The organism is Cryobacterium sp. HLT2-28 (genome assembly GCF_004402495.1).
GTDB lineage: Bacteria > Actinomycetota > Actinomycetes > Actinomycetales > Microbacteriaceae > Cryobacterium > Cryobacterium mannosilyticum.
Genome location: NZ_SOFH01000019.1, coordinates 25,137 through 43,899, shown reverse-complemented (window position 1 = coordinate 43,899; position 18,763 = coordinate 25,137). Strand labels below are relative to the sequence as shown.

The following is an 18,763-nucleotide window of genomic DNA, read 5'->3' as shown; positions in this document are numbered from 1 at the left end:
CATGGTCGAGGCCGCCCAGCACGCTCACCGTGATCCTGACAGGGTCTCCTTCATCGCCGCACTCCGCATCGCCCGCCGCTCCGTGGCTCAGGGCGTTTTCCCCCCCTCCCCACTTTGACCACGCCAAAGCGGTCTGGCGCCATGCGGTACTAGCCCTGATCCGACGGCTGAACCCCGCACGACGACGGCGTTCAAACCCTCGTGTCATCAAGCGCAAGGTCTCGAAATGGCCCGCCAAACGCTTCCACCACGCCGACTGGCCACAACCCCGCCACGAGCCAGAAATCACCCTTCACACGCTTAACTGAACGGTATTGGGCGTAGCCCAGATCCACCACATTGGAAACCAACACCACCAAGCGGAGGTTCACAAATGAGGCAATGAATACAGCTACGCGGAGGTTTTCTATGAGTCAATGCGGCCTGTTGCCGGCCGTGAGGTTCGATTATGATGCGCCGCAGGGTGCCAGTCGTGCTCACAGAGAAAGTGGTCAAGTCATGTGGTCCACCATCCGCCGTACCGGTTCGGAGGGCGCTGTCCGCCAGCGCCGCCGCGGGCGCACCGCCTTAACGACAATTGCCCTGTCTGCCCTCGTCCTTGGCGGGTCCCTCGGAGTTCCGGCGACCGCATCAGCGGCGGACGACGCGCCCTTCATCACTGGTCCATCCGACGCTGATCTTGTTGCTGTTTTGAGTGGCGTCAACAACAAGTCAGGTGGACCTGGCACGCAGTTCTGGTGGAATCACACCAATCTGACCGTCGCGGTGACGGCAGCACCCGAGGCGAGCCCTGATGGAGTGCGTGCCCTGCGCAATGCGGTGGCGACGTGGAGTGGCGTGCTTGCACGTCGACTCCCGATGGTTTCGCTGGTTGACGTCACCGGCACCGGTCGCTCGCGAGCCGCTGACATCGTCGTGCACTACGTCCCGCACGCTGGTGGAGTCGCGTGGGGCGGGAACGCGACCTGCGGTTCTCAGCACTGCTCGAATGTGATCATCAAATCGGAGGAGCCGCCCGGCGGGCCGTACCCCGACTTCGATAACCTTCGGATCTATCGGATGGGGTTGCACGAACTCGGACACGCCCTTGGACTCGGACACGCGTCGCCGCTCAATACCTCTACGGACATCATGGCCTACGGGTGGGCGAACGTGACGGTTGACCCTCTGACGGGGAACTACCTCTATGACTACCGCACGCCGATTCTGTCGGACTGCGATATCGCTGGCATCGCCGCGGCCTTCGCATGGGCGTTGAACGGCGAAGCCCCGCATCCGGCAACAGTGGCTTTCGTTACTTGTTGAGCTGTTCCGGAAGCCGAGGCTGTCGCTCGGGTGTAGCCGAGCAGGTGCGGCACTGCCCCCACCTTGACGCGGGTGCTACCAACGGTGTTCGCGGCGAAGAGGGTGATCTGCTCCGACGCGTACTGGGTGCCGCGGTCCGAGTGGAAGATCACGGTCGCCGGCCGGTCTCCGCGCAGCACCATGGCCTTCGTGAGGGCGTCCTGGATGAGGTCGGTGCGCATATGGTCGGCGATGGCCCAACCGATCACGCGGCGGCTGTGGGCGTCGATGTCTCTCCTGCGGGCTTCCGGGACGGTCCAACGCCCGACTCGATTGAGCGATCGACGTTCCGTAGGTTTTTACGCTTTTCGCCGGGTGCCTCGACTAGAACGCTCGCGTAGCGCGGGGATATCGTCGGCGACCCGACGCTCCAGGCCCTCCAGCAGCAGCTCCAACCCGTAGTCGAACTCGTCCGCGAACGCGTAGCCGCCATCGCCGAACAGCTCGGCTTGAGAGCGCGCAATGTGCGGATACAGCTCCGCCGGTGCGGCGACCTTGACGGCGAACGCCTCCTCGGCGCCGTCCCCCGGTTCGAACGGCAGGCTCGTCTCGGTCAGCGCGAACCCGTACACGTAGGCGTCGATGGCGGAGAACGCGTGTGTCGCGAGCGCGGCGCTGAAGCCGTCGGTCATCAGCACGCCAAGTAGCCGGTCGTGGTGCTGCAGCAGCGCCGGGCCGGGGGTTGGACGCGATTCCATCATCCCCAGCGCCCACGGATGAGCCGTGAGAACCGATCGTGCCGATCGTGCCCGGGCGGTCAGCGCCTCCCGCCAGGTATCGCCGACCTCGGGCAGCTCGATCCTCTCGAACACCCAGTCGGCGAGGTCGTCGAGCAGCGCCTCCTTGCCTGGCACGTGATGGTAGAGCGACATCGCCTCAACGCCGAGCACCTTCGCGACACTGCGCATGCTCACGGCGGCAACACCCGCATCGTCAGCGACGGTGGCGGCGGCGGTGATGATCCGCTCCCTGCTCAGCGGTGTGCGCGACGTCATTCTCCCATCCTTGCGCACTTACGCTCGTAAGGCTACGCTGGGGACCGGTTCTTACACCCGTAAGTCCCGATCTAACGAATCAAGCCAAGGAGCATTGTGATGAGAACGCCTCAATCCCACACCGCACTAGAGAATCCGCCGTCCCAGAGCACGCTGGAAGATCTGCGCAGGCCCGTGCAGGCCAAGCTTGCGGCAGCTTGGACCAGCCTCATGTTCCTCGTCATCTACATCGACTACTTCCACCTCTACCAGCCCGGCGAAATCGACGAAATCCGGGGTGGCATCATCTTCGAGTTCGACATCAGCGGGACATTGATGTCCATCTTCTTCGCGATCATCGCGATCCCGGCCCTGATGGTGATGCTCTCCATGACGCTGCCCGCTCGGGTGAACCGCGCCACGAACCTCGTCGTTGCAGCGCTGTACATCCCCGTCATGGTGTTCAACGCGGCAGGGGCGTCCTGGGACTGGGCCTTCTACTACGGCTTCACCATCGGAGTCGAGGTGCTGATCCTGGCCTTCATCCTGCGCTCCGCCTGGACCTGGCCACGCCACACCGCATCACCGGCGATCTTGGTAGCCAGCCTCGACAGAGCTGGTCAACGGACTTGACCCCGAGGGGCGCTGAAAACGGTGAAGGCGATAACCCAACACCGCTACGGCGGACTCGACACTCTCGAATACGAGACTGTTGCCCGGCCCGTAGCGGCTAAGGACGAAGTCCTCATCCGGGTTCTGGGAGCATCCATCAACGCGGCCGATTGGCTGCTCATGCAGGGTGAACCCTTCGTTGCGAGGTTGGCGTTCGGCCTGCGGCGGCCCAAGGTCCGGGCGCGAGGCAGGGATGTGGCCGGCGTGATCGAGGCTGTGGGCGAGAACGTGCGCCGTTTCAGCGTGGGCGATGAGGTGTATGCCGAGGTGGATGCCGGCAGCTTCGCCGAGTACACCGTCGCCTACACGAAGCGCCTCGCTCACAAACCCTCGCGAATCAGCTTCGACCAAGCGGCTGCCGTGCCGACCGCCGCAACGACGGCGCTGCAGGGGGTGCGGGATGTCGCGAAGATCATGCCGGGCGACAAGGTGCTCATCAACGGGGCGTCCGGCGGAGTCGGCTCCTTCGCCGTGCAGCTGGCCAAGGCGTTCGGGGCCGAAGTGACTGGCGTCTGCAGCACCGCAAATCTCGAGTTCGTGCGGACGTTGGGCGCAGACCACGTCATCGACTACACGGCTGAGAACTTCGCGACGGGCGGGGCTCGCTACGACGTCATCTTCGACCTCGTCGGCAACCGATCGATAGCCGAGTGCAGGCGGGCCCTCACTCGTCGCGGAACTCTTGTGCTGGCGTCGGGCAACGGGGGACGAGTGCTCGGTCCGATCCGACGGATGCTTGCAGCGATGCTGCTGGGCATGTTCGTGACCCAGAACCTTCGACCCCTCTCCGCAGCCGCGAGCGGCGCCGACCTCGAAGTTCTTCGGGAGCTCATCGACGCCGCCACCATCACGCCGCCAGTCGACCGCAGCTACCCGCTCGCTGAGACGTCTGAGGCGATCCGCTACTTCGTTGAGGAGCACGCCAGGGGCAAGGTCACCATCACCGTCACCAGCCTCAACCACACCAAGGAGTAGCACCAGTGAACACCACCGCCACAACGTTGAGAACACCCGTGCTCGTGGCCCACGATATCCGCGAGTGCTACGGCAAGGGCACCGCCCGGTTCGACGCGTTGGCTGGTGTCGCCCTCTCGGTGCCTGCCCGGGAGACGGCGCGATGCGACCGCCAGCTCTTCATCCGCGACGGGCGCGCTATGCGCTCCCTCGACACCCCAGGAGAGGCATCATGAACCCCCTCGACAAGAGCTTCTCGATCGACCAAGAGATGACCGCCACCCGCCCTATCGCTCAGCAAAAGGGCGAGCGGCAGCGGCCGAGGAGCGGATGGCTTGCCATAACCGGCCTCTTGATCCTCAGTGCCCTTCCCGTGCTCGGCGGTGTGCTTCGTTTGCGGGACGGGATCGCTGGGCCCGAGAGCGAAATTCTGTTGGCCACATCGGTGGCGATCGTTGCGCACATCGTGGCCATGAGCGTGTACTGCATTCTCGGCGCATTCCAGTTCTCTCCAGCACTGCGAATTCGGCGCGGTTGGCACCGTACCGCCGGCCGTGCACTGATCCCCGCTGGATTCATCGCGACACTGTCCAGCATCTGGCTCGCAGTCTTCTTCGGTGGGCCCCCTGATGAGTTCGCACTCGCGATGATTCGCCTCGTCTTCGCCGTACCGATGACAGTGTTTCTTGTGCTCGCGGTGATCACGATCACGCGTCGCGACTTCGCCGCGCATGGAGCATGGATGACGCGCGCCTACGCGATCGCCATCTCCGGCGGAACCCAAGCACTCGTCGTCACACTGTGGACGCTCAATGTCGGTGAGGTCGACGCATTCGGCGAGGCATGGCTGGTCGCCGCGGGCTTCGTGATCAACAGCGCCGTGGCGGAGTTGCTCATCCTGCGACGGACCAGCCGGCGGAGGCGCGGTCGTGCGAGGCGTGGCGCGCTCACATCATGAACCCCCTCGACAACCCGCCGGGCATCCGACCGCAACTAAGGAGTAAGAGATGAGATCACCGAAGAACACCGCCACCACGCCAGCCCGCAGTGCGTTCGCTCGAGGCCGGCCCGTCGGTGCCGCCTCGATCGGGTTCGCAGTGTTGGTGGTGATAGAGAACGTGTTGTTTGCGGTAACGGGCGCTCCGGGCTATGGCGATCCGCTCGAGGAAGTGCTGGCCTACTACGCGACCAACCGCGACGCGGTCGCGATCATTTCTGGTCTGGGGGCCCTGTACCTACCGTTGCTGCTGGTGTTCGTGACGGGCCTGCACGGCCTCGTGGAGCGGCGCGGCGGAGCGGGCGCCGGCTGGTCGCGCCTCGCCTTGGCCGCTGGCGCGACGCTGGCGGCCATCTTCGTGCTGTTCAACGTCACGCAGATCGGGCTCGCGCTCTCCGCTGGCGGGCTCGCCGAGCCGACGCCCGCTTTCGAGCTCGTCTGGCAGATTCACGCGGCGGCGTTCGCGCTGGCGCTGCCGCTGATCGGCACCACCTGCTTCGGCGTGGCTCTCGCCGCGCACGCGAGCGGGCTGACTCCGGCTTGGCAGCGCCTGCTGGGCCTGGTGGGCGGGAGCCTGCTGCTCGCCGCGGGGCTCGGCAGCCTCGCGATCGCCGACGGCTCGGCACTGATCTTCGTCGGGCTCCTAGGATTCGCCGCCTGGCTCGTCTGGCTGCTCGCGACCGGCGTGCGCCTCGTCCGGTCGTGACCGAAAGGAGGGCGGCGCCGAGGTCGCGCACGCGGGCGAGGACTCCGTGGAGGGCCGCCTGCTGGTGCCGGGGGCGAGTCCGGACCGGCGCCTAAATGTGTGAGTGGCGCCGATGGGTTGCGCCCGGCATCTTCCCGGGCAGGACTTTTGTCCCTTCGCCAGCATTCGTGCCGGTGAGATGATCTCAACTGCCCGCCGTCGGCGATTTGCCCGGGTTCCAACGAGAGGAGCAGACCAGGTGACACAGACAACAATCAGGCAGTACCGAGACACGCAAGTCGATGTGAAACTCGTGGCGTCCACGTGCCCTGCATGTAACTAATAACGCTTGACGATAATAACGCTACGCGTTATGCTCATGGTGTGATCCAGACGTTCGCAGAAAAAGACACTGAGCGCGTCTGGCAGCGGGTCCATGTGCGCAAGCTTGGCCCCGACTTGCAGCGAATCGCGAATCGAAAGCTACTGATACTCGACGCCGCAGAAACCATCAATGACCTGCGCGTTCCACCGGGCAACCGTCTCGAACAGCTGCAGGGCAACCGAAAAGGCCAACACAGCATCCGAGTCAACGACCAATGGCGCATCTGCTTCACGTGGACACCCGCTGGGCCAATAGATGTCGAAATCACCGACTATCACTGAGGAGATATTGTGACTGCCGCACACGAGCCCATTCACCCCGGCGAGATTCTTCTCGAAGAATTCCTCACTCCGCTGGGCATCAGCCAATACCGTCTTGCCCAGGCGATCGCCGTGCCCCCGCGCCGCATCAACGAGATCGTTCACGGCAAACGAGGTATCAGCCCGGACACCGCCCTTCGGCTGGCACGAGCACTCGGCACAACGGATCGATTTTGGATGAACCTCCAGACCCGATACGACCTTGACGTGCAATCTGCTGCTCACGCGGGAGAGCTCAACCAGATCCGGTCACTCCTGAGCGCCTAGCGAGGCCGATGTGCCCGTTGAGGGTTCCCAAACGCCACTCCCCCGAGACTTCGGAATCTTCGCGACTGGGCGCTGAATCCGCGTCCGTCGACGTCCGATTTGCGGACCAACAAGGGCGGTCGCCGTGGAGCCGGGGGCGAGTTGTAGGGTGGTGCCGAGCCCGCCCAGCGCTAACTCACACGGTTAGCGTGTAGGAGTTTCCCCTCTATCGTGGCTCGGCGAAGGGAGTGGTCATGGCCGGCCGGTTCGTTTACTGGATGAATGTCTCGCTTGATCTCTTCATCGAGCGCGATGTGGGTGAGCACGGTGACATCGGAGGGCCCAGTTGGATCCGCCTGGGTGAGCCGCTGCATCGCGAATTCAACGCTCGCGCGCGGGCGCTGGCGATGATGGTTCAGGGCCGCAAAGTCTACGAGATGATGGATCCGTTCTGGCCGAACGCTCGCACAGACGAATCCCTTCCGGGCTTCCTGCGCGAGTACGGCGAGATCTGGACAGACATACCCAAGGTGCTCGTCTCGCGCACGCGCACCATGGCCGAACACAACACGCGCATCATCGGCGGCGACAACGCGATCGAACAACTCGCCGTGCTGCGACAGGAGACGGACGGAGAAATCGGCATCGGTGGCGCGAACCTCGCGACCCAGCTGATGCGGGCTCACCTGCTCGACGAGCTCTGGCTGTTCACACACCCTGTCGTGCTCGGAGCCGGCCGGCCGCTCTTCGACGCTCTCGACCAGCCTCTCGAGCTCGACCTCTTGGAACAGGATTCGTTCGACCAAGGAGTAACCATGCACCGCTACGCGGTGCGCGGGGCACGTTAGGGCAACCGTCTTGGCTTCTACCTCGGAGCCGGCGCACAGTCGTGGAATGACCGCGGACCGACGCGGTCCTGACCGGCGCACCGAGCGTCACCTCGGCAGCCGCGTCGCAAAGCTCGGGCAAATCGCCATCTAAGCTGGGCCTTCTGCCCACGGAAGGAACCTCAATGAGCATGGAAGGCGCGGCCTGGAGCTCGCTGCACAAGATCTCTACCGCCAGGGACGGCAAGCACGGCTTCTCCCGTGAGTCCGTGCGGCGGATCATGACGTTCGCGGTGCCCTACCGGTCCAAGCTGCTGATCTTCATCGCCCTCTCCATCGTGGGGGCTTTCCTCGCGGTCGCGACGCCGGTACTCGCCGGCCAGGTGGTCGACGTCATCGTCGCCCGGGGCGAGGTCACCACGATCGTTTGGATCGCCGTCGTCATCGCCATCGTGGCCGTGGCCGACGCCGCCGTGTCACTCGTGACGCGCTGGTACTCGGCGCGGATCGGCGAAGGCGTGATCCTGGACCTCCGCACCTCCGTCTTCAACCACGTGCAGAAGATGCCGATCGCGTTCTTCACCCGCACGCGGACGGGCGCCCTCGTGAGCCGCCTCAACAACGATGTGATCGGCGCCCAGCAGGCGTTCAGCGGCACGCTGTCCGGCGTGGTCACGAACCTCGTGGCGCTGACCCTCACCCTGATCGTCATGCTCAGCACGTCCTGGCTCGTGACGGTTCTCGCCATGATCATGCTCCCCATCTTCCTGGTACCCGCGCGCCGCATGGGCAGCCGCCTCGCCGCGCTGCGCCGCGAGGCGGCCGATCACAATTCCGCCATGAGCACGCAGATGACCGAGCGCTTCTCAGCGCCCGGCGCCACCCTCGTCAAGCTGTTCGGCCGGCCCGACGAGGAGGCCGAGGAGTTCCGCGTCCGCGCCGCCCGCGTCCGCGACATCGGGGTCCGGACCGCGATGCTGCAGTTCGTCTTCTTCACCGCACTGATGCTCGTCTCCGCTCTCGCCCTCGCGCTCGTGTATGGGCTCGGCGGCTCCCTCGCACTCGCCGGCCAGCTGAACACCGGTGACGTGGTCACCCTTGCGCTCCTCCTCACCCGCCTCTACGCCCCGCTCACCAGCCTCGCAAACGCACGGGTAGAGATCATGAGCGCGGTGGTCAGCTTCGAGCGCGTCTTCGAGGTGCTGGACCTCGACCCGCTCATCAAGGAGAAGCCCGACGCCGTCACCGTCCCCGAAGGCCCAGTGGCCGTCGAGTTCGACAACGTCCGCTTCGCCTACCCGTCCGCGGACAAAGTGTCCCTCGCCTCTCTCGAGGAGGTTTCCACTCTGGACACCCGCGGCGGCGAGGAGGTGCTGCACGGCGTGTCCTTCAGGATCGAGCCGGGGCAGACCGTTGCCCTCGTTGGTACGTCCGGTGCCGGCAAGTCCACAATTGCGCAGCTCCTCTCGCGCCTGTATGACGTCGACAGCGGCGCCGTGCGCCTCGCGGGGACGGATGTCCGCGATGTCACTTTCGCCTCCCTGCGAAACACCCTGGGCATGGTGACGCAGGACGGCCACCTGTTCCACGAGACCATCCTCTCCAATCTGCGCCTCGCGAGGCCCGAGGCGTCCGACGACGAGGTGTGGGACGCCGTCCGCCGTGCGCGGCTCGAGCCGCTCATCCGGTCCCTGCCGGACCAGCTGGACACCATGGTGGGAGAGCGTGGCTACCGGCTGTCCGGGGGTGAGCGCCAGCGGATGACCATCGCGAGGCTCCTACTCGCCCAGCCGCGCGTCGTCATCCTCGACGAGGCGACGGCGGCACTGGACTCGACGTCTGAGGCCGCCGTGCAAGCGGCGCTCAGCGAGGCGCTCAAGGGACGGACGGCGATGGTGATCGCACACCGCCTCTCCACCATCCGCAGCGCGGACCTGATCCTCGTGGTTGAGGACGGCTCGATCGTGGAGCGCGGTACGCACGAGGAACTGCTGGCTGTGGGTGGGCGGTACGAGGAATTGCACCGGACCCAGTTCGCCGTGCAGAAGAATGTTGCGGCCGACGAGGAAGCGCTGAGCCGCACCTAGACGCTGAGCTCGGTGCCCCCGCCCCGAGCGTCCCGGAAAGTCGTCTCGTCACGTTTGGTGTCTCACCGCTCTACATGGGGTTTTTCGAAGCGGAACAGGATGGAGACGTCCAACGTCCAATTGGCCTGTACCCTCGCCATGCACGTGCTTCATTTGAACCAGCGACCGACTGAAGGTTGAGGCCGTAACTTGACGGTCCGAGCCTCGAACCGGCCGGACGGCGTCACCCGCGTGGTGATGTCGCCGAAGGTGCTGATCGTCAACCGTGGCCGCGACATCTCAGCTCACCGGCGATCGGTGCGCCGGGGCGGGCTGGACGGCTCACGCTGCTCGGCAATCCAGGCCCGCACATCGGAGATGGCGAACTTCAGATGTTTGCCGAACCGGTAGGCCGTGGGGCCTTTGCCGTGCACACGCCAGTCGTAGACCGTGGACATCGGTATGCCCAAGTAGGACGCCAACTCGTTGATGTCCATCAGGGGTTCCAGACCCCACGCGTCGGTGGCGGGGGTGGGAGAGGAGGGTGGGTAGTCGTCGTGGATGCTCATACTCAGAAGGTGTGCGCCACGATCCCGGACGATCGGAGCGGACCGAAAACGACGCCGCCGCCTCGGATGGAAAGGCCGTCTCAGCGGCTCCGGAGAGGAGTAAAAGATGGGTTTGTGATGGGGTAGTCAATTCATTTACCAAAAAAATCCCGGAAACCCTTGAGATTCCGGGACATTTGGTTTGGTGGGCTGATTGCGAAAGCCAACAGGGCGCGCATGGTCCGTGACTCTGGAGCTCTATTTCCTCCGCAGCCCGCGGTCTTTTCCTCGATATCGTGCGAGGCCCGACCGCGGGCTTTCGGTCATCACCAGGCGAGGTTCTGCACGGTAGCCAATCACGGCCAATTCAAGGAGACTGGAGGCGAGCCCACGCCTCAAGGATTTCATCCGCGCCGCGGCGTCCTTCCGGGCGGTCTCCCGCGGAAGAACCCGGGGTACGGCCGGGGCGGAACCGGCACGTCGCGGAGCAACAGGATTCAGATACACCTGGCCAAAACAACGATGAAAGACCCGAGAAAAAGGATCATCCAACATGACTCGCAGTGACATCGGCCCCCACCCGGACTCCTTCGATCTGGAGACCGCCACCATCGAGAACACCAACTATCGAACCGTCGCCTGGACCGGCCTGTATTTACAGGTCACCCTGATGTGCATCCCGGCCGGAGAATCCATCGGTCTGGAAATGCACCCCGACACCGACCAGTTCCTGCGCCTCGACGCCGGCACCGGGAAGGCTCAAATGGGGCCCGACAAGGACAAGCTCGTTTTCGAGCAGGATGTCTCTGACGGCTGGTGCATCCTTGTCCCCGCGGGCACCTGGCACAACGTCACCAACACCGGGGACGGTCCCATGAACCTCTATGTGATCTACGCGCCGGTCCATCACGCCGCCGGGAATATCCACAAAACGGCCGCCGACGCCGCCGAGGACGAGAGCGCCGGCACGGACACTCCACCGACGTGGACAAAGCAACCCGCCACGTCCCACCCCGACCAGGCAGCAAGCGACCAATAGCAGAAGCGTTTGCTGAGGCGTCGGACTCGATTCAGTCTGGAAGGCGTCCGCGGGAGCGTTGCGCGACCGCGGCCTCCCCATACGGATAGTCGGAGACGACCGGAGAGCTCAGGGCTCCCAGCCGGTCCAGCTGACCAGCACTCAGCTGCACGTGGGCCGCGGACAGGTTCTCGGTGACCTGTTCGACACTTCGCGCTCCGAGGATCACCGAGGTCACCCCCGGTTGCGCCTCGAGCCAGGCCAAAGACACCTGTGCGCTCGTGGCACCGATCTCAGTCGCGACCTCGGCGACGGCATCGATGATCCGCCAGGTGCGTTCCTTCTTATTACGCGGGGCCCAGGCCTCCATTCCACGTGCGGGGTCTTCGCCCAGCCGCGTCGCACCGGTGGGATCGGTGTCGCGCTGGTACTTGCCCGATAGCCACCCGCCGCCGAGCGGCGACCAGGGCAGAAGTCCCAGACCCGCATCGAGCGCCGCCGGCACGATCTCAGATTCGATCTCGCGAACGAGCAGGTTGTACTGCGGCTGGAGTGTGACCGGCGCCGTGAAGCCCAAAGCCTTCGCCACGTGCACGGCTTTGGTCAGCTGCCAACCGAGAAAGTTGGAGAAGCCGTAATAGCTGATCTTTCCGCTGCGGATGGCGTCGTCGAGAAAGCGCAGCGTCTCCTCCAACGGCGTCAACGGGTCCCAGGCGTGCAGTTGATACAGGTCGATGTGCTCCGTTCCCAGCCGACGCAGTGAATCGTCGAGGGCCCGGTGCAAATGCCGACGACTGGTACCCCGATCGTTTGGGCCGTCGCCCATGGCGAACCGGCCCTTGGTGGCGAGAACGATCTGCTTCCTTTCGGTCGGGTGAGAGGCCAACCACGACCCGATCATCTCTTCCGAGGTTCCGGAACTGTAGACATCCGCAGTGTCGACGAGGGTGCCGCCGGCGCCCACATACGTGTCCAGGAGCGCGTTGGCCATCTCCTCATCGGCTTCCGCCCCAAAGGTCATGGTGCCCAGTGAGTAGGTCGAAACGACTGCGCCGCTGTTGCCGAGTGTGCGATATCGCATCTGCCGGTCCTCTTCTTCTTCAAGGCGGGAGACCCGCAGGGTAACGATCTGAAAGGCTCGAAACATTGAGCTGCACTCCATTATCCGTGGGCGTCATGACCGCGGCAGATGCGATCGTGCCCTCGCAGACGTCGGTCTCCATGATCTGCCCCATCACGAAGCCGAAATACACCGAGCCCGTCGCCCCGGATTACCGGGGAGGCCTAACGTCGTTTTCCTCCGCCGAGAGGCAATCCTTCCTCCCCCTCCACGTGCCTTCCTATGGAGCACGAGCTATCACGCCAGGCCGGATTCCCTCGGGCTATGTCTAGCTCGAACGCCGGGCTGCACGGGGCAAGCGCAGCTCACGCTCCCCCAACGACGCGAAGTGCGCCTGCACGTCCGCGTCCGTCACCGCCTCAATGGTGCCGGGTTGCCAGACCGGAGTGCGGTCTTTGTCGATGACCTGAGCACGAATACCCTCGACCACATCGGGGCCGGCCACCATGCGCAGCGACACCCGGTACTCCTGCTCCAGCACGTCTTCGAGGCTGCCGAGGTCGCGGGCCCGGCGCAGGGAAGCGAGGGTGACCGAGACGGCGGTCGGCGACTTGGCCAGAATTGCGGTCGCTGCATCGTGCGCTGACGCAACAGGCGACTGCTGCAACCGGGCGATGATCGTGGGCAGGTCGTTGCCGGCGTAGCATTCGTCGATCCAGGCGCGTTCGGCCAACAGCGAGGCCGGTGGCACGGTCGACGCGGCGTGCTCGGCGATGGCTGCGGCAGCGGGTATCCGCTTCAAAGTGTCCACCAGAGAATCAAGCCGCGTCGAGTTGACGAAGCTGTCGGCGAGGCCGAGCGCGATGGCATCGGCGCCGGTCATGGTCGCAGCGGTCAGGGCGAGGTGGGTGCCCAGGTCGCCAGGAGCGCGGGAATAGAGCCAGGTTCCGCCGACGTCGGGCACGAAACCGATCGTCGTCTCGGGCATGCCCAGCTTCGTGCGTTCGGTCACGACCCGGTGCGAGGCGTGCCCGCTGAGGCCGACTCCCCCGCCGAGCACGATGCGATCCATCAGAGCCACAAACGGTTTGGGATACCTTTTGATCTGGGCGTTCATCGTGTACTCATCGGCCCAGAACTGCGCGTTCTCATCGGGATCGGTGCGGGCGTCGCGGTAGATCGACACGATGTCGCCGCCGGCACACAGGGCGCGGTCGCCGCTGCCGGTGAGTAGCACGGTGTGCACGGTGGGGTCGTCGGCCCACTCGGTCAGGGCCGCAGCGATCTCGCAGATCATCGGGTGGGTCAGCGCGTTGAGCGCCTTGGGCCGGTTCAGAATGATGCGGGCCAGCTGGCCCTCCCGCTGCAGCAGCAGGTCAGGTTCAGTGACAGCGGATGCCGCCGTGCCGCCACTCGACGCCTCTGCCCCGCGCGTGTCTGAGGAGTTGTGGACCGCGCCAGTGCTGGGCATAGAAGACCTTTCCGCGGCGATGCGGTGTCGATTCGAGAATAGAGCCGATTGTCCTGACTCAGTCTATGGAAGGGATTTTTTGTGCCGCGACTCCGCATCGCCCGTTGCGGTATGTCTCAGAATGGGTGACCAAGGTCGGGCTGACAGGATTTGAACCTGCGACCCCTTGAAAGTTCAGGCTGAACTTGAACTTCACCGAGTGTCTCGGAAAACCCTCGGATTCCCTTGTGATTACACGGAACCGGGCGGTTCACTGCTCTCGATTGTACGCGGCCGTATCCGGACTTTCATGATTGATTTCGATGGGAAAATGGTGGGGAAATGCTCGTAGGGCAAGCGTTCACTTTCCTTCAACGAGGATCCGTCACGTGCCGACGGATAAGCGCAACGAAAAGCGTGCCGGGCACGCCCGCGTCGCGGATCGGGGCGCTTCTCTTGATGGTCTCGGTGAGCTCGTGGAGGATGCGAGCGGCGTCAGAGCGGGAACCGGACATGGTCGCTTCGCTGAGTTTCCATCCGCCGATGGTGTTCGCGTCGTGCTGGTTGACGATGAGGAAGAAGTTGTAGAGGTCGGTGATGTCTTTCGCTTCCAGGCGTGAGCGTGTCGCGTACGCCTTCAGGATGATCGCAGTCTCGACACTCGGAACAGGAACGGTGAATTGCCGTGTCGATCCGTCGCGGAAGGTCACGCGGACGTCGACGAGTATCCGGTGACCGCTGAGCGCGAGCCGAAGGCCCGGGACGGCGTCGAACGCACGGCCGCCGTGCTCAGCACGCCCGAAGGTGCTGCTGTCGGCTGGCACGAGCAGGTCCACAGCGACCTCTGCACCTGCTCCTCGCTCGTAGTGGTTGCCGCTCACCGCCTCGTACCCCGCCGCGATGAGTCTGTCATGCACGGTCCCGGATGCCGCGATGGCGGTCGTCATCGCGGCATCCGCGTCACCGGTGCGCCGGGCGAGTGACCCGGTCGCCGGGAACGCTGTCAATAGGAGGGATGCCATCTGCCCGCCGATGACGAGGATGTCCTCGAGATCAAGGGCGATCGCGGCCACATCCTCGAGCGCCTGGAATGCAGCGTCGTCAGCGTCAGAGGTCGACACGGTCTCTGCAACCACCTGGGTCGTTGTCATCTCAGGGCCCTCTGAAGCACTCGCCTGGCCAGGCGATCGATCGCTTCGCCCGCGTCCGGGCCACCGGTTCGCCGGACGTCCCACGCCGCGAGCACCGGATCCACCGTACGTGGATGCGCTGACCAAGCTGCGGCAGTCGCCCAGATGGTCGGATCGGCGGGGATGACGACTTCGAGGCTGGCTTCCTCTCGCGCCGCCTCGGCGAACTTGGCGCGGGCCAGCGGCAGCCCCTTCTTCGCGTAGACGAGGGCCTTCCTGGGCACCCGCCACGGCGCGATCGTGTCGGCGGCCGCGTCCCCTGAGAGCAGCACGTCCGGACTGGTGGCCTGGGCGTCCTCGGCCTGCTTGATGATCGGGTCAAGGCTGTACCAGGACTCTGTGATGCCACCGGGGCCCGGGTAGGTGTCCAGGAAGCGGTCCCAGAGCCTCTCTGGCTCGACGGCGCGCCAACGGCCGTTGGCCTTCTCGACGGTGCCCATCCAGTCTTTGAGAGCCTTGGAGACCGCCGCCTGTGAGGTGCCTATCTGCGCCGCAAGTTCCACCTGCGTGCGCGGCTCATCGGAAAACAGAAGCACCCGCATCAGCGCATGGCGACCCCACGATGGTCGACCCCTCGGCCGGCCCACGTCCTCGATGTCGTCGACGAGGCCGAGGAACTGCGTCTTCCTGCCCCAGATCAGAATGCTGTCGTTGACGCCGGCGACGGCGAGGTCTGGCGTGGCCTCGGCGAGAGTGCGAATCGACGTCGGAACGCTCGGCATCACGATCAGCAGTCGTCTGTTCGTGCTCTCATTCCGCACCCCGCGCTGACGAGCCCGATCGAGCATCCTCATCACGTCGGACGGTGAAGGGGTGCGGGCGCACACCTTCAACTCGACGGGGACGCCGTTGACGACGAGGTCGCTCGCACTGTCGATGGCCACATTCAGGCCGGATGACGTGAGCAGGTCGATACCAGCGTCCGCTGTCAAGTGAGGTGCCATGCCCCAATTCTATAACTTAATGCGGCCATTTCTACCTTTAGTTATGACGCGCGCGGATTCGTTACGCACGGCCGGTGCTTTAGAGTTGCGCCGTGACGAAGCGGAAGCGTGCCCGACCTTCCCCTCAGAAGCAGCCGTACGAGCTGGCCGCCGAAGCGATGACGGCCGCTGGCCAGGAGCCCAAGGGGCATCACCTGATGCCAGGATTTTACCTCGAGCGGTGGGCGGTGAATGATCGCATCCGTGTTACAGACATGGTCAACGATCGCCGCACCTTCGAGCTGTCCCCGAGCAAGGCCGCGCGCGTGAATGACTTCTACCGGTCGGAGGATCATGAGGCGGGCGACCAGTCCCCCGTGGTCTATGAGGCGTGGCTATCTGAGATCGAGGGGAAGGCTGCCGGGGTGATCGCACAGATCCTCGAGGACGGCATCAACTCGATGTCAGCACAACAACACTCCGATCTCTGCCACTTCTTGGGGATGCAGATCACCCGTACCCATGCCGCACGGATCGGGCGTCGTTCTGTCGCAACTCATGGACTCGCCCACCACGGCGCCCTCTATATCGAAGGCGGCACCTACTGCCCCGCTACTCCCAAGCCGTTTCAAAACGCGACCAAGGAGCTCTTGGGCAACATCATCGATACGGCAACCTACCGGGAGCGCATCAAGAAACGCACGGCGTTCCAACTCCACGTCAAAGAGAAGCCCGATGCGAAGGGCCGCGTGGTTCTTCGCTGCCCCGCCCTGGGCCCCAGCCCGACCGTAACCTGTCCCCTGCGGGAGCTCCTCAAGAGCGTCAAGGATAAAGTCCGACCGGCTGTGGACGGAGAAAACCTGCCCGACTTTGCCGAGAAAATCTGCAGCCAACACTCCGTGTCCTTCGACACCGCCAACAACCGGCGGAACGCTCAGTCGTTCGAATACGGGACCAAGGAATGGAATGAATTTCACACCCATGCCCGGAACTCCATCGAGTCGTTGAACAGCCAGATCAAGAGCAACGGCCCCGAAGACATCGAATCCGCCAGCCGCCGCCGCGTCCGCGGATTCGGCGCCGCGCAGATCATCGTGAGCATCCTGCTGACAAACTTCAACCTGCGCAAGATCGCCGCTTTCATCAGCGACAAGATCAAAGAGGAAGCCAGGAAGCAGGTCAACGGGCAGCCTGTGGTGCCTCCGATCCGCCGCCGCGACCGCGAATTCCACAACCCCTACACCGACACCTACCCGGCCGGCGTGATGCGTCCGGACAAGGTCAAACACGTCGCGTCCGACGAGACCGGCGGACCACCGCTCAGGACCTAACCTTCCGGCCTAGGACCCACTACCGCCCGAGAGGGCAAAACCCCATCATTCGAGACAATCCGGCGCGCGCGAAAACAGACAAAACAAGCCGAGCTACGTCGCTGAACAAGAATTCGCTGCCACAAAGCACCGCAAGATCCGCTTAAACAAGAAATCGCTCCTGAGAATCCTCAGGAGCGATTTCTTTTTGTTTCGACCGGACCGTTTCGTGAAGAGTTTCGCGAACGGCCCTTTGGTCGGGCTGACAGGATTTGAACCTGCGACCCCTTGACCCCCAGTCAAGTGCGCTACCAAGCTGCGCCACAGCCCGCCGCTCCCACAGACGATTTCAAGGAACAAAACCAGCAGGAGACAACTCCGATAGCTTACCGCCTTCGGTGGGTGCCCGCGCACCGCTGGCGCCCCACAATCGCGACTCAGACGGCTCAAACCGAAAGTAGCAGGGCGGAATCGCAGGTACAGGATGCCGCTGAGCGCGCGAAAACGCATCCCGGCCGAGCGCTTCCGGGCCAATCCCCTGACCACGCATAGGAAATCCATAGAACGCGCCCGTAGCGTGACGCGAGGCTGGTCTCGGCCGCTCCCCCAACGAAGGAAACCATGTCTCGCAATAATTCTGACGTCCTGGCGAAAATCAACGTGCCCCTCGCGCTCCTGTGGCTGGCCGGGTTCGTCGTCACCGCGGTGGGCTACCTGGTGATGACGTCCTCGAATGCCGCCCAGGCTCAATTCGCCAGTTCAGGCTCGCAGGATTATGCGACCTACTTCACGGCGCAGTCCGGGAGCACCCTGGGCACCACGCTGATGGGGGCCGGCGTGCTGGGGCTCCTGCTGGCGCTGGCCGCGCACGTGAAGACCCACCCCGCCGGGATCGCTGCAGGCGTGGCCGACGCGGAGCCGGCCGAGGACTCCTTCGACGATGAACTCGACCTGTCCGGTGAGGATCTCGACGCCGACGAGATCGACGCCGACGACGCGGTCGAGACGACCGGCATGGCCGGGACCGACGACGAAGCCACCGCCTTGGGCGAGGCCGCGGCCGAGCCCGAACTGGAGCCGACGACCGCGCGCTGAGACACCGAAAAATGGCGGCGGCGAGTTCGACCCAAAACCCCCGTGCGACGCCCTGACGCGGTAATTTGAACGCGTGACGCCGAACCCTGAGATCACCATCGCATCCGTCGAGACGGTGCCCTGGGACGACGTGCGCACGGTGTTCGGCAACCGCGGCGACCCGCACCGGTGCTGGTGCCAGTTCTTCAAGCTTCCCAACAAGGCGTGGGAGACCGCGGAACCGGCGCAGTGCGAGCAGCTGTTGCAGGACCAGGTGCGCGCCCACGACCCGGCGCCCGGCGTGATCGCGTATCAGGGCGACGAGCCCGTGGGCTGGTGCGCGGTCGAGCCCCGGCCGAACTATCCGCGGCTGCGGCGGGCGAAGGTGGTCACCGAGGGCAGCCGGCAGGATGCCGACGACGCGTCGGTCTGGGCGGTCACCTGCTTCGTCGTGAGGGTCGGTTTTCGCCGGCACGGGATCGCGGCGGACCTGTTGGCCGGCGCGGTCGAGCAGGCGCGCCGGCTCGGCGCGCGGGTGATAGAGGGTTATCCGGTGGACACGGCCGAGCGGGTGAAGGCGCCGGCTGCGGAGCTGTACCACGGGACGGTGTCGTTGTTTCTCGGCGCGGGGTTCGAGGTTGTGGCACGGCCGACGGGTGATCGCGCGGTGGTCGAGCTGGTTCTGTAGGGGGCCTGGGGTCTCGACAAGCTCGACCACCG

The 18,763-nt window shown here is 64.6% G+C and carries 21 protein-coding genes and 1 tRNA gene; 14 read left to right on the top strand and 8 right to left on the bottom strand.

Annotation, left to right across the window (positions count from 1 at the left end):
* Positions 1-498 precede the first annotated feature (498 nt).
* Positions 499-1,305, top strand: coding sequence for a hypothetical protein (locus E3O48_RS09340; RefSeq protein WP_134538284.1), 807 nt, complete (start codon positions 499-501; stop codon positions 1,303-1,305).
* On the opposite strand, the gene E3O48_RS18330 is transcribed toward E3O48_RS09340, so the two are convergent.
* Entirely contained in the window at positions 1,191-1,574 is a 384-nt protein-coding gene (locus tag E3O48_RS18330) for a DDE-type integrase/transposase/recombinase (RefSeq protein ID WP_134538301.1), read from the bottom strand. The two genes, E3O48_RS09340 and E3O48_RS18330, sit on opposite strands and share 115 nt — an antisense overlap.
* Before the next feature lie 69 nt (positions 1,575-1,643).
* Positions 1,644-2,339 carry a TetR/AcrR family transcriptional regulator gene (locus E3O48_RS09330; RefSeq protein WP_134538282.1) on the bottom strand — a complete coding sequence of 232 codons (696 nt, stop codon included), beginning with the start codon at positions 2,337-2,339 and terminating at the stop codon, positions 1,644-1,646.
* A gap of 99 nt (positions 2,340-2,438) precedes the next feature.
* On the opposite strand from E3O48_RS09330, the gene E3O48_RS09325 reads away from it, so the two are divergent.
* The 9 genes from E3O48_RS09325 (at position 2,439) to E3O48_RS09290 (ending at position 9,491) form a co-directional block, all read left to right on the top strand.
* Complete coding sequence (locus E3O48_RS09325; protein ID WP_134538280.1) at positions 2,439-2,951, top strand: DUF6326 family protein; 513 nt, start codon at positions 2,439-2,441, stop codon at positions 2,949-2,951.
* A gap of 21 nt (positions 2,952-2,972) precedes the next feature.
* Positions 2,973-3,965 carry an NAD(P)-dependent alcohol dehydrogenase gene (locus E3O48_RS09320; RefSeq protein ID WP_134538278.1) on the top strand — a complete coding sequence of 331 codons (993 nt, stop codon included), beginning with the start codon at positions 2,973-2,975 and terminating at the stop codon, positions 3,963-3,965.
* Positions 3,966-3,970: 5 nt separating this feature from the next.
* Entirely contained in the window at positions 3,971-4,180 is a 210-nt protein-coding gene (locus tag E3O48_RS17630) for a hypothetical protein (RefSeq protein ID WP_166788664.1), read from the top strand.
* Positions 4,177-4,902 (top strand): DUF2306 domain-containing protein, encoded by a 726-nt coding sequence (locus E3O48_RS09315; protein WP_166788663.1) that lies wholly within the window; start codon positions 4,177-4,179, stop codon positions 4,900-4,902. The genes E3O48_RS17630 and E3O48_RS09315 overlap by 4 nt, the downstream gene beginning before the upstream one ends.
* Before the next feature lie 49 nt (positions 4,903-4,951).
* Complete coding sequence (locus E3O48_RS09310) at positions 4,952-5,647, top strand: hypothetical protein (protein WP_134538274.1); 696 nt, start codon at positions 4,952-4,954, stop codon at positions 5,645-5,647.
* A gap of 363 nt (positions 5,648-6,010) precedes the next feature.
* The gene (locus E3O48_RS09305; RefSeq protein ID WP_134538272.1) at positions 6,011-6,292 is read left to right on the top strand and encodes a type II toxin-antitoxin system RelE/ParE family toxin; all 282 of its coding nucleotides are present in this window, start codon (positions 6,011-6,013) and stop codon (positions 6,290-6,292) included.
* Between the two features lie 9 nt (positions 6,293-6,301).
* Complete coding sequence (locus E3O48_RS09300) at positions 6,302-6,598, top strand: HigA family addiction module antitoxin (RefSeq protein ID WP_241982480.1); 297 nt, start codon at positions 6,302-6,304, stop codon at positions 6,596-6,598.
* A gap of 233 nt (positions 6,599-6,831) precedes the next feature.
* Positions 6,832-7,425 (top strand): dihydrofolate reductase family protein, encoded by a 594-nt coding sequence (locus tag E3O48_RS09295; RefSeq protein ID WP_134538269.1) that lies wholly within the window; start codon positions 6,832-6,834, stop codon positions 7,423-7,425.
* A gap of 164 nt (positions 7,426-7,589) precedes the next feature.
* The gene (locus E3O48_RS09290) at positions 7,590-9,491 is read left to right on the top strand and encodes an ABC transporter ATP-binding protein (protein ID WP_134538267.1); all 1,902 of its coding nucleotides are present in this window, start codon (positions 7,590-7,592) and stop codon (positions 9,489-9,491) included.
* A gap of 284 nt (positions 9,492-9,775) precedes the next feature.
* Here E3O48_RS09290 and E3O48_RS09285 read toward each other — a convergent pair whose 3' ends face one another.
* Entirely contained in the window at positions 9,776-10,039 is a 264-nt protein-coding gene (locus tag E3O48_RS09285; protein ID WP_241982479.1) for a helix-turn-helix domain-containing protein, read from the bottom strand.
* A 532-nt stretch (positions 10,040-10,571) separates the two neighbouring features.
* Here E3O48_RS09285 and E3O48_RS09280 point away from each other — a divergent pair.
* Positions 10,572-11,057: a cupin domain-containing protein gene (locus E3O48_RS09280; RefSeq protein ID WP_134538265.1), complete on the top strand. Its 486-nt coding sequence runs from the start codon at positions 10,572-10,574 to the stop codon at positions 11,055-11,057.
* Positions 11,058-11,088: 31 nt separating this feature from the next.
* Here E3O48_RS09280 and E3O48_RS09275 read toward each other — a convergent pair whose 3' ends face one another.
* The 4 genes from E3O48_RS09275 to E3O48_RS09260 form a co-directional block, all read right to left on the bottom strand.
* Positions 11,089-12,117: an aldo/keto reductase gene (locus tag E3O48_RS09275; protein ID WP_134538297.1), complete on the bottom strand. Its 1,029-nt coding sequence runs from the start codon at positions 12,115-12,117 to the stop codon at positions 11,089-11,091.
* 307 nt (positions 12,118-12,424) lie between these two features.
* A complete protein-coding gene (locus E3O48_RS09270) occupies positions 12,425-13,567 on the bottom strand; it encodes an enoyl-CoA hydratase/isomerase family protein (RefSeq protein ID WP_134538263.1) in 1,143 nt (380 codons plus the stop codon).
* Between the two features lie 350 nt (positions 13,568-13,917).
* A complete protein-coding gene (locus E3O48_RS09265; protein ID WP_134538261.1) occupies positions 13,918-14,697 on the bottom strand; it encodes a hypothetical protein in 780 nt (259 codons plus the stop codon).
* Positions 14,694-15,680, bottom strand: a complete 987-nt coding sequence (locus E3O48_RS09260) for a hypothetical protein (protein ID WP_134538259.1) — start codon at positions 15,678-15,680, stop codon at positions 14,694-14,696. The genes E3O48_RS09265 and E3O48_RS09260 overlap by 4 nt, the downstream gene beginning before the upstream one ends.
* Before the next feature lie 92 nt (positions 15,681-15,772).
* Between E3O48_RS09260 and E3O48_RS09255 the strand changes: the two genes are divergently transcribed.
* Positions 15,773-16,990, top strand: a complete 1,218-nt coding sequence (locus tag E3O48_RS09255) for a DUF4238 domain-containing protein (RefSeq protein ID WP_134538257.1) — start codon at positions 15,773-15,775, stop codon at positions 16,988-16,990.
* A 233-nt stretch (positions 16,991-17,223) separates the two neighbouring features.
* Here E3O48_RS09255 and E3O48_RS09250 read toward each other — a convergent pair.
* Positions 17,224-17,300, bottom strand: a tRNA-Pro gene (locus E3O48_RS09250).
* Positions 17,301-17,590: 290 nt separating this feature from the next.
* Here E3O48_RS09250 and E3O48_RS09245 point away from each other — a divergent pair.
* Complete coding sequence (locus E3O48_RS09245; RefSeq protein ID WP_134507412.1) at positions 17,591-18,064, top strand: hypothetical protein; 474 nt, start codon at positions 17,591-17,593, stop codon at positions 18,062-18,064.
* A gap of 73 nt (positions 18,065-18,137) precedes the next feature.
* Positions 18,138-18,731, top strand: coding sequence for a GNAT family N-acetyltransferase (locus tag E3O48_RS09240; RefSeq protein WP_241974572.1), 594 nt, complete (start codon positions 18,138-18,140; stop codon positions 18,729-18,731).
* The last annotated feature ends 32 nt before the right edge of the window (positions 18,732-18,763 follow it).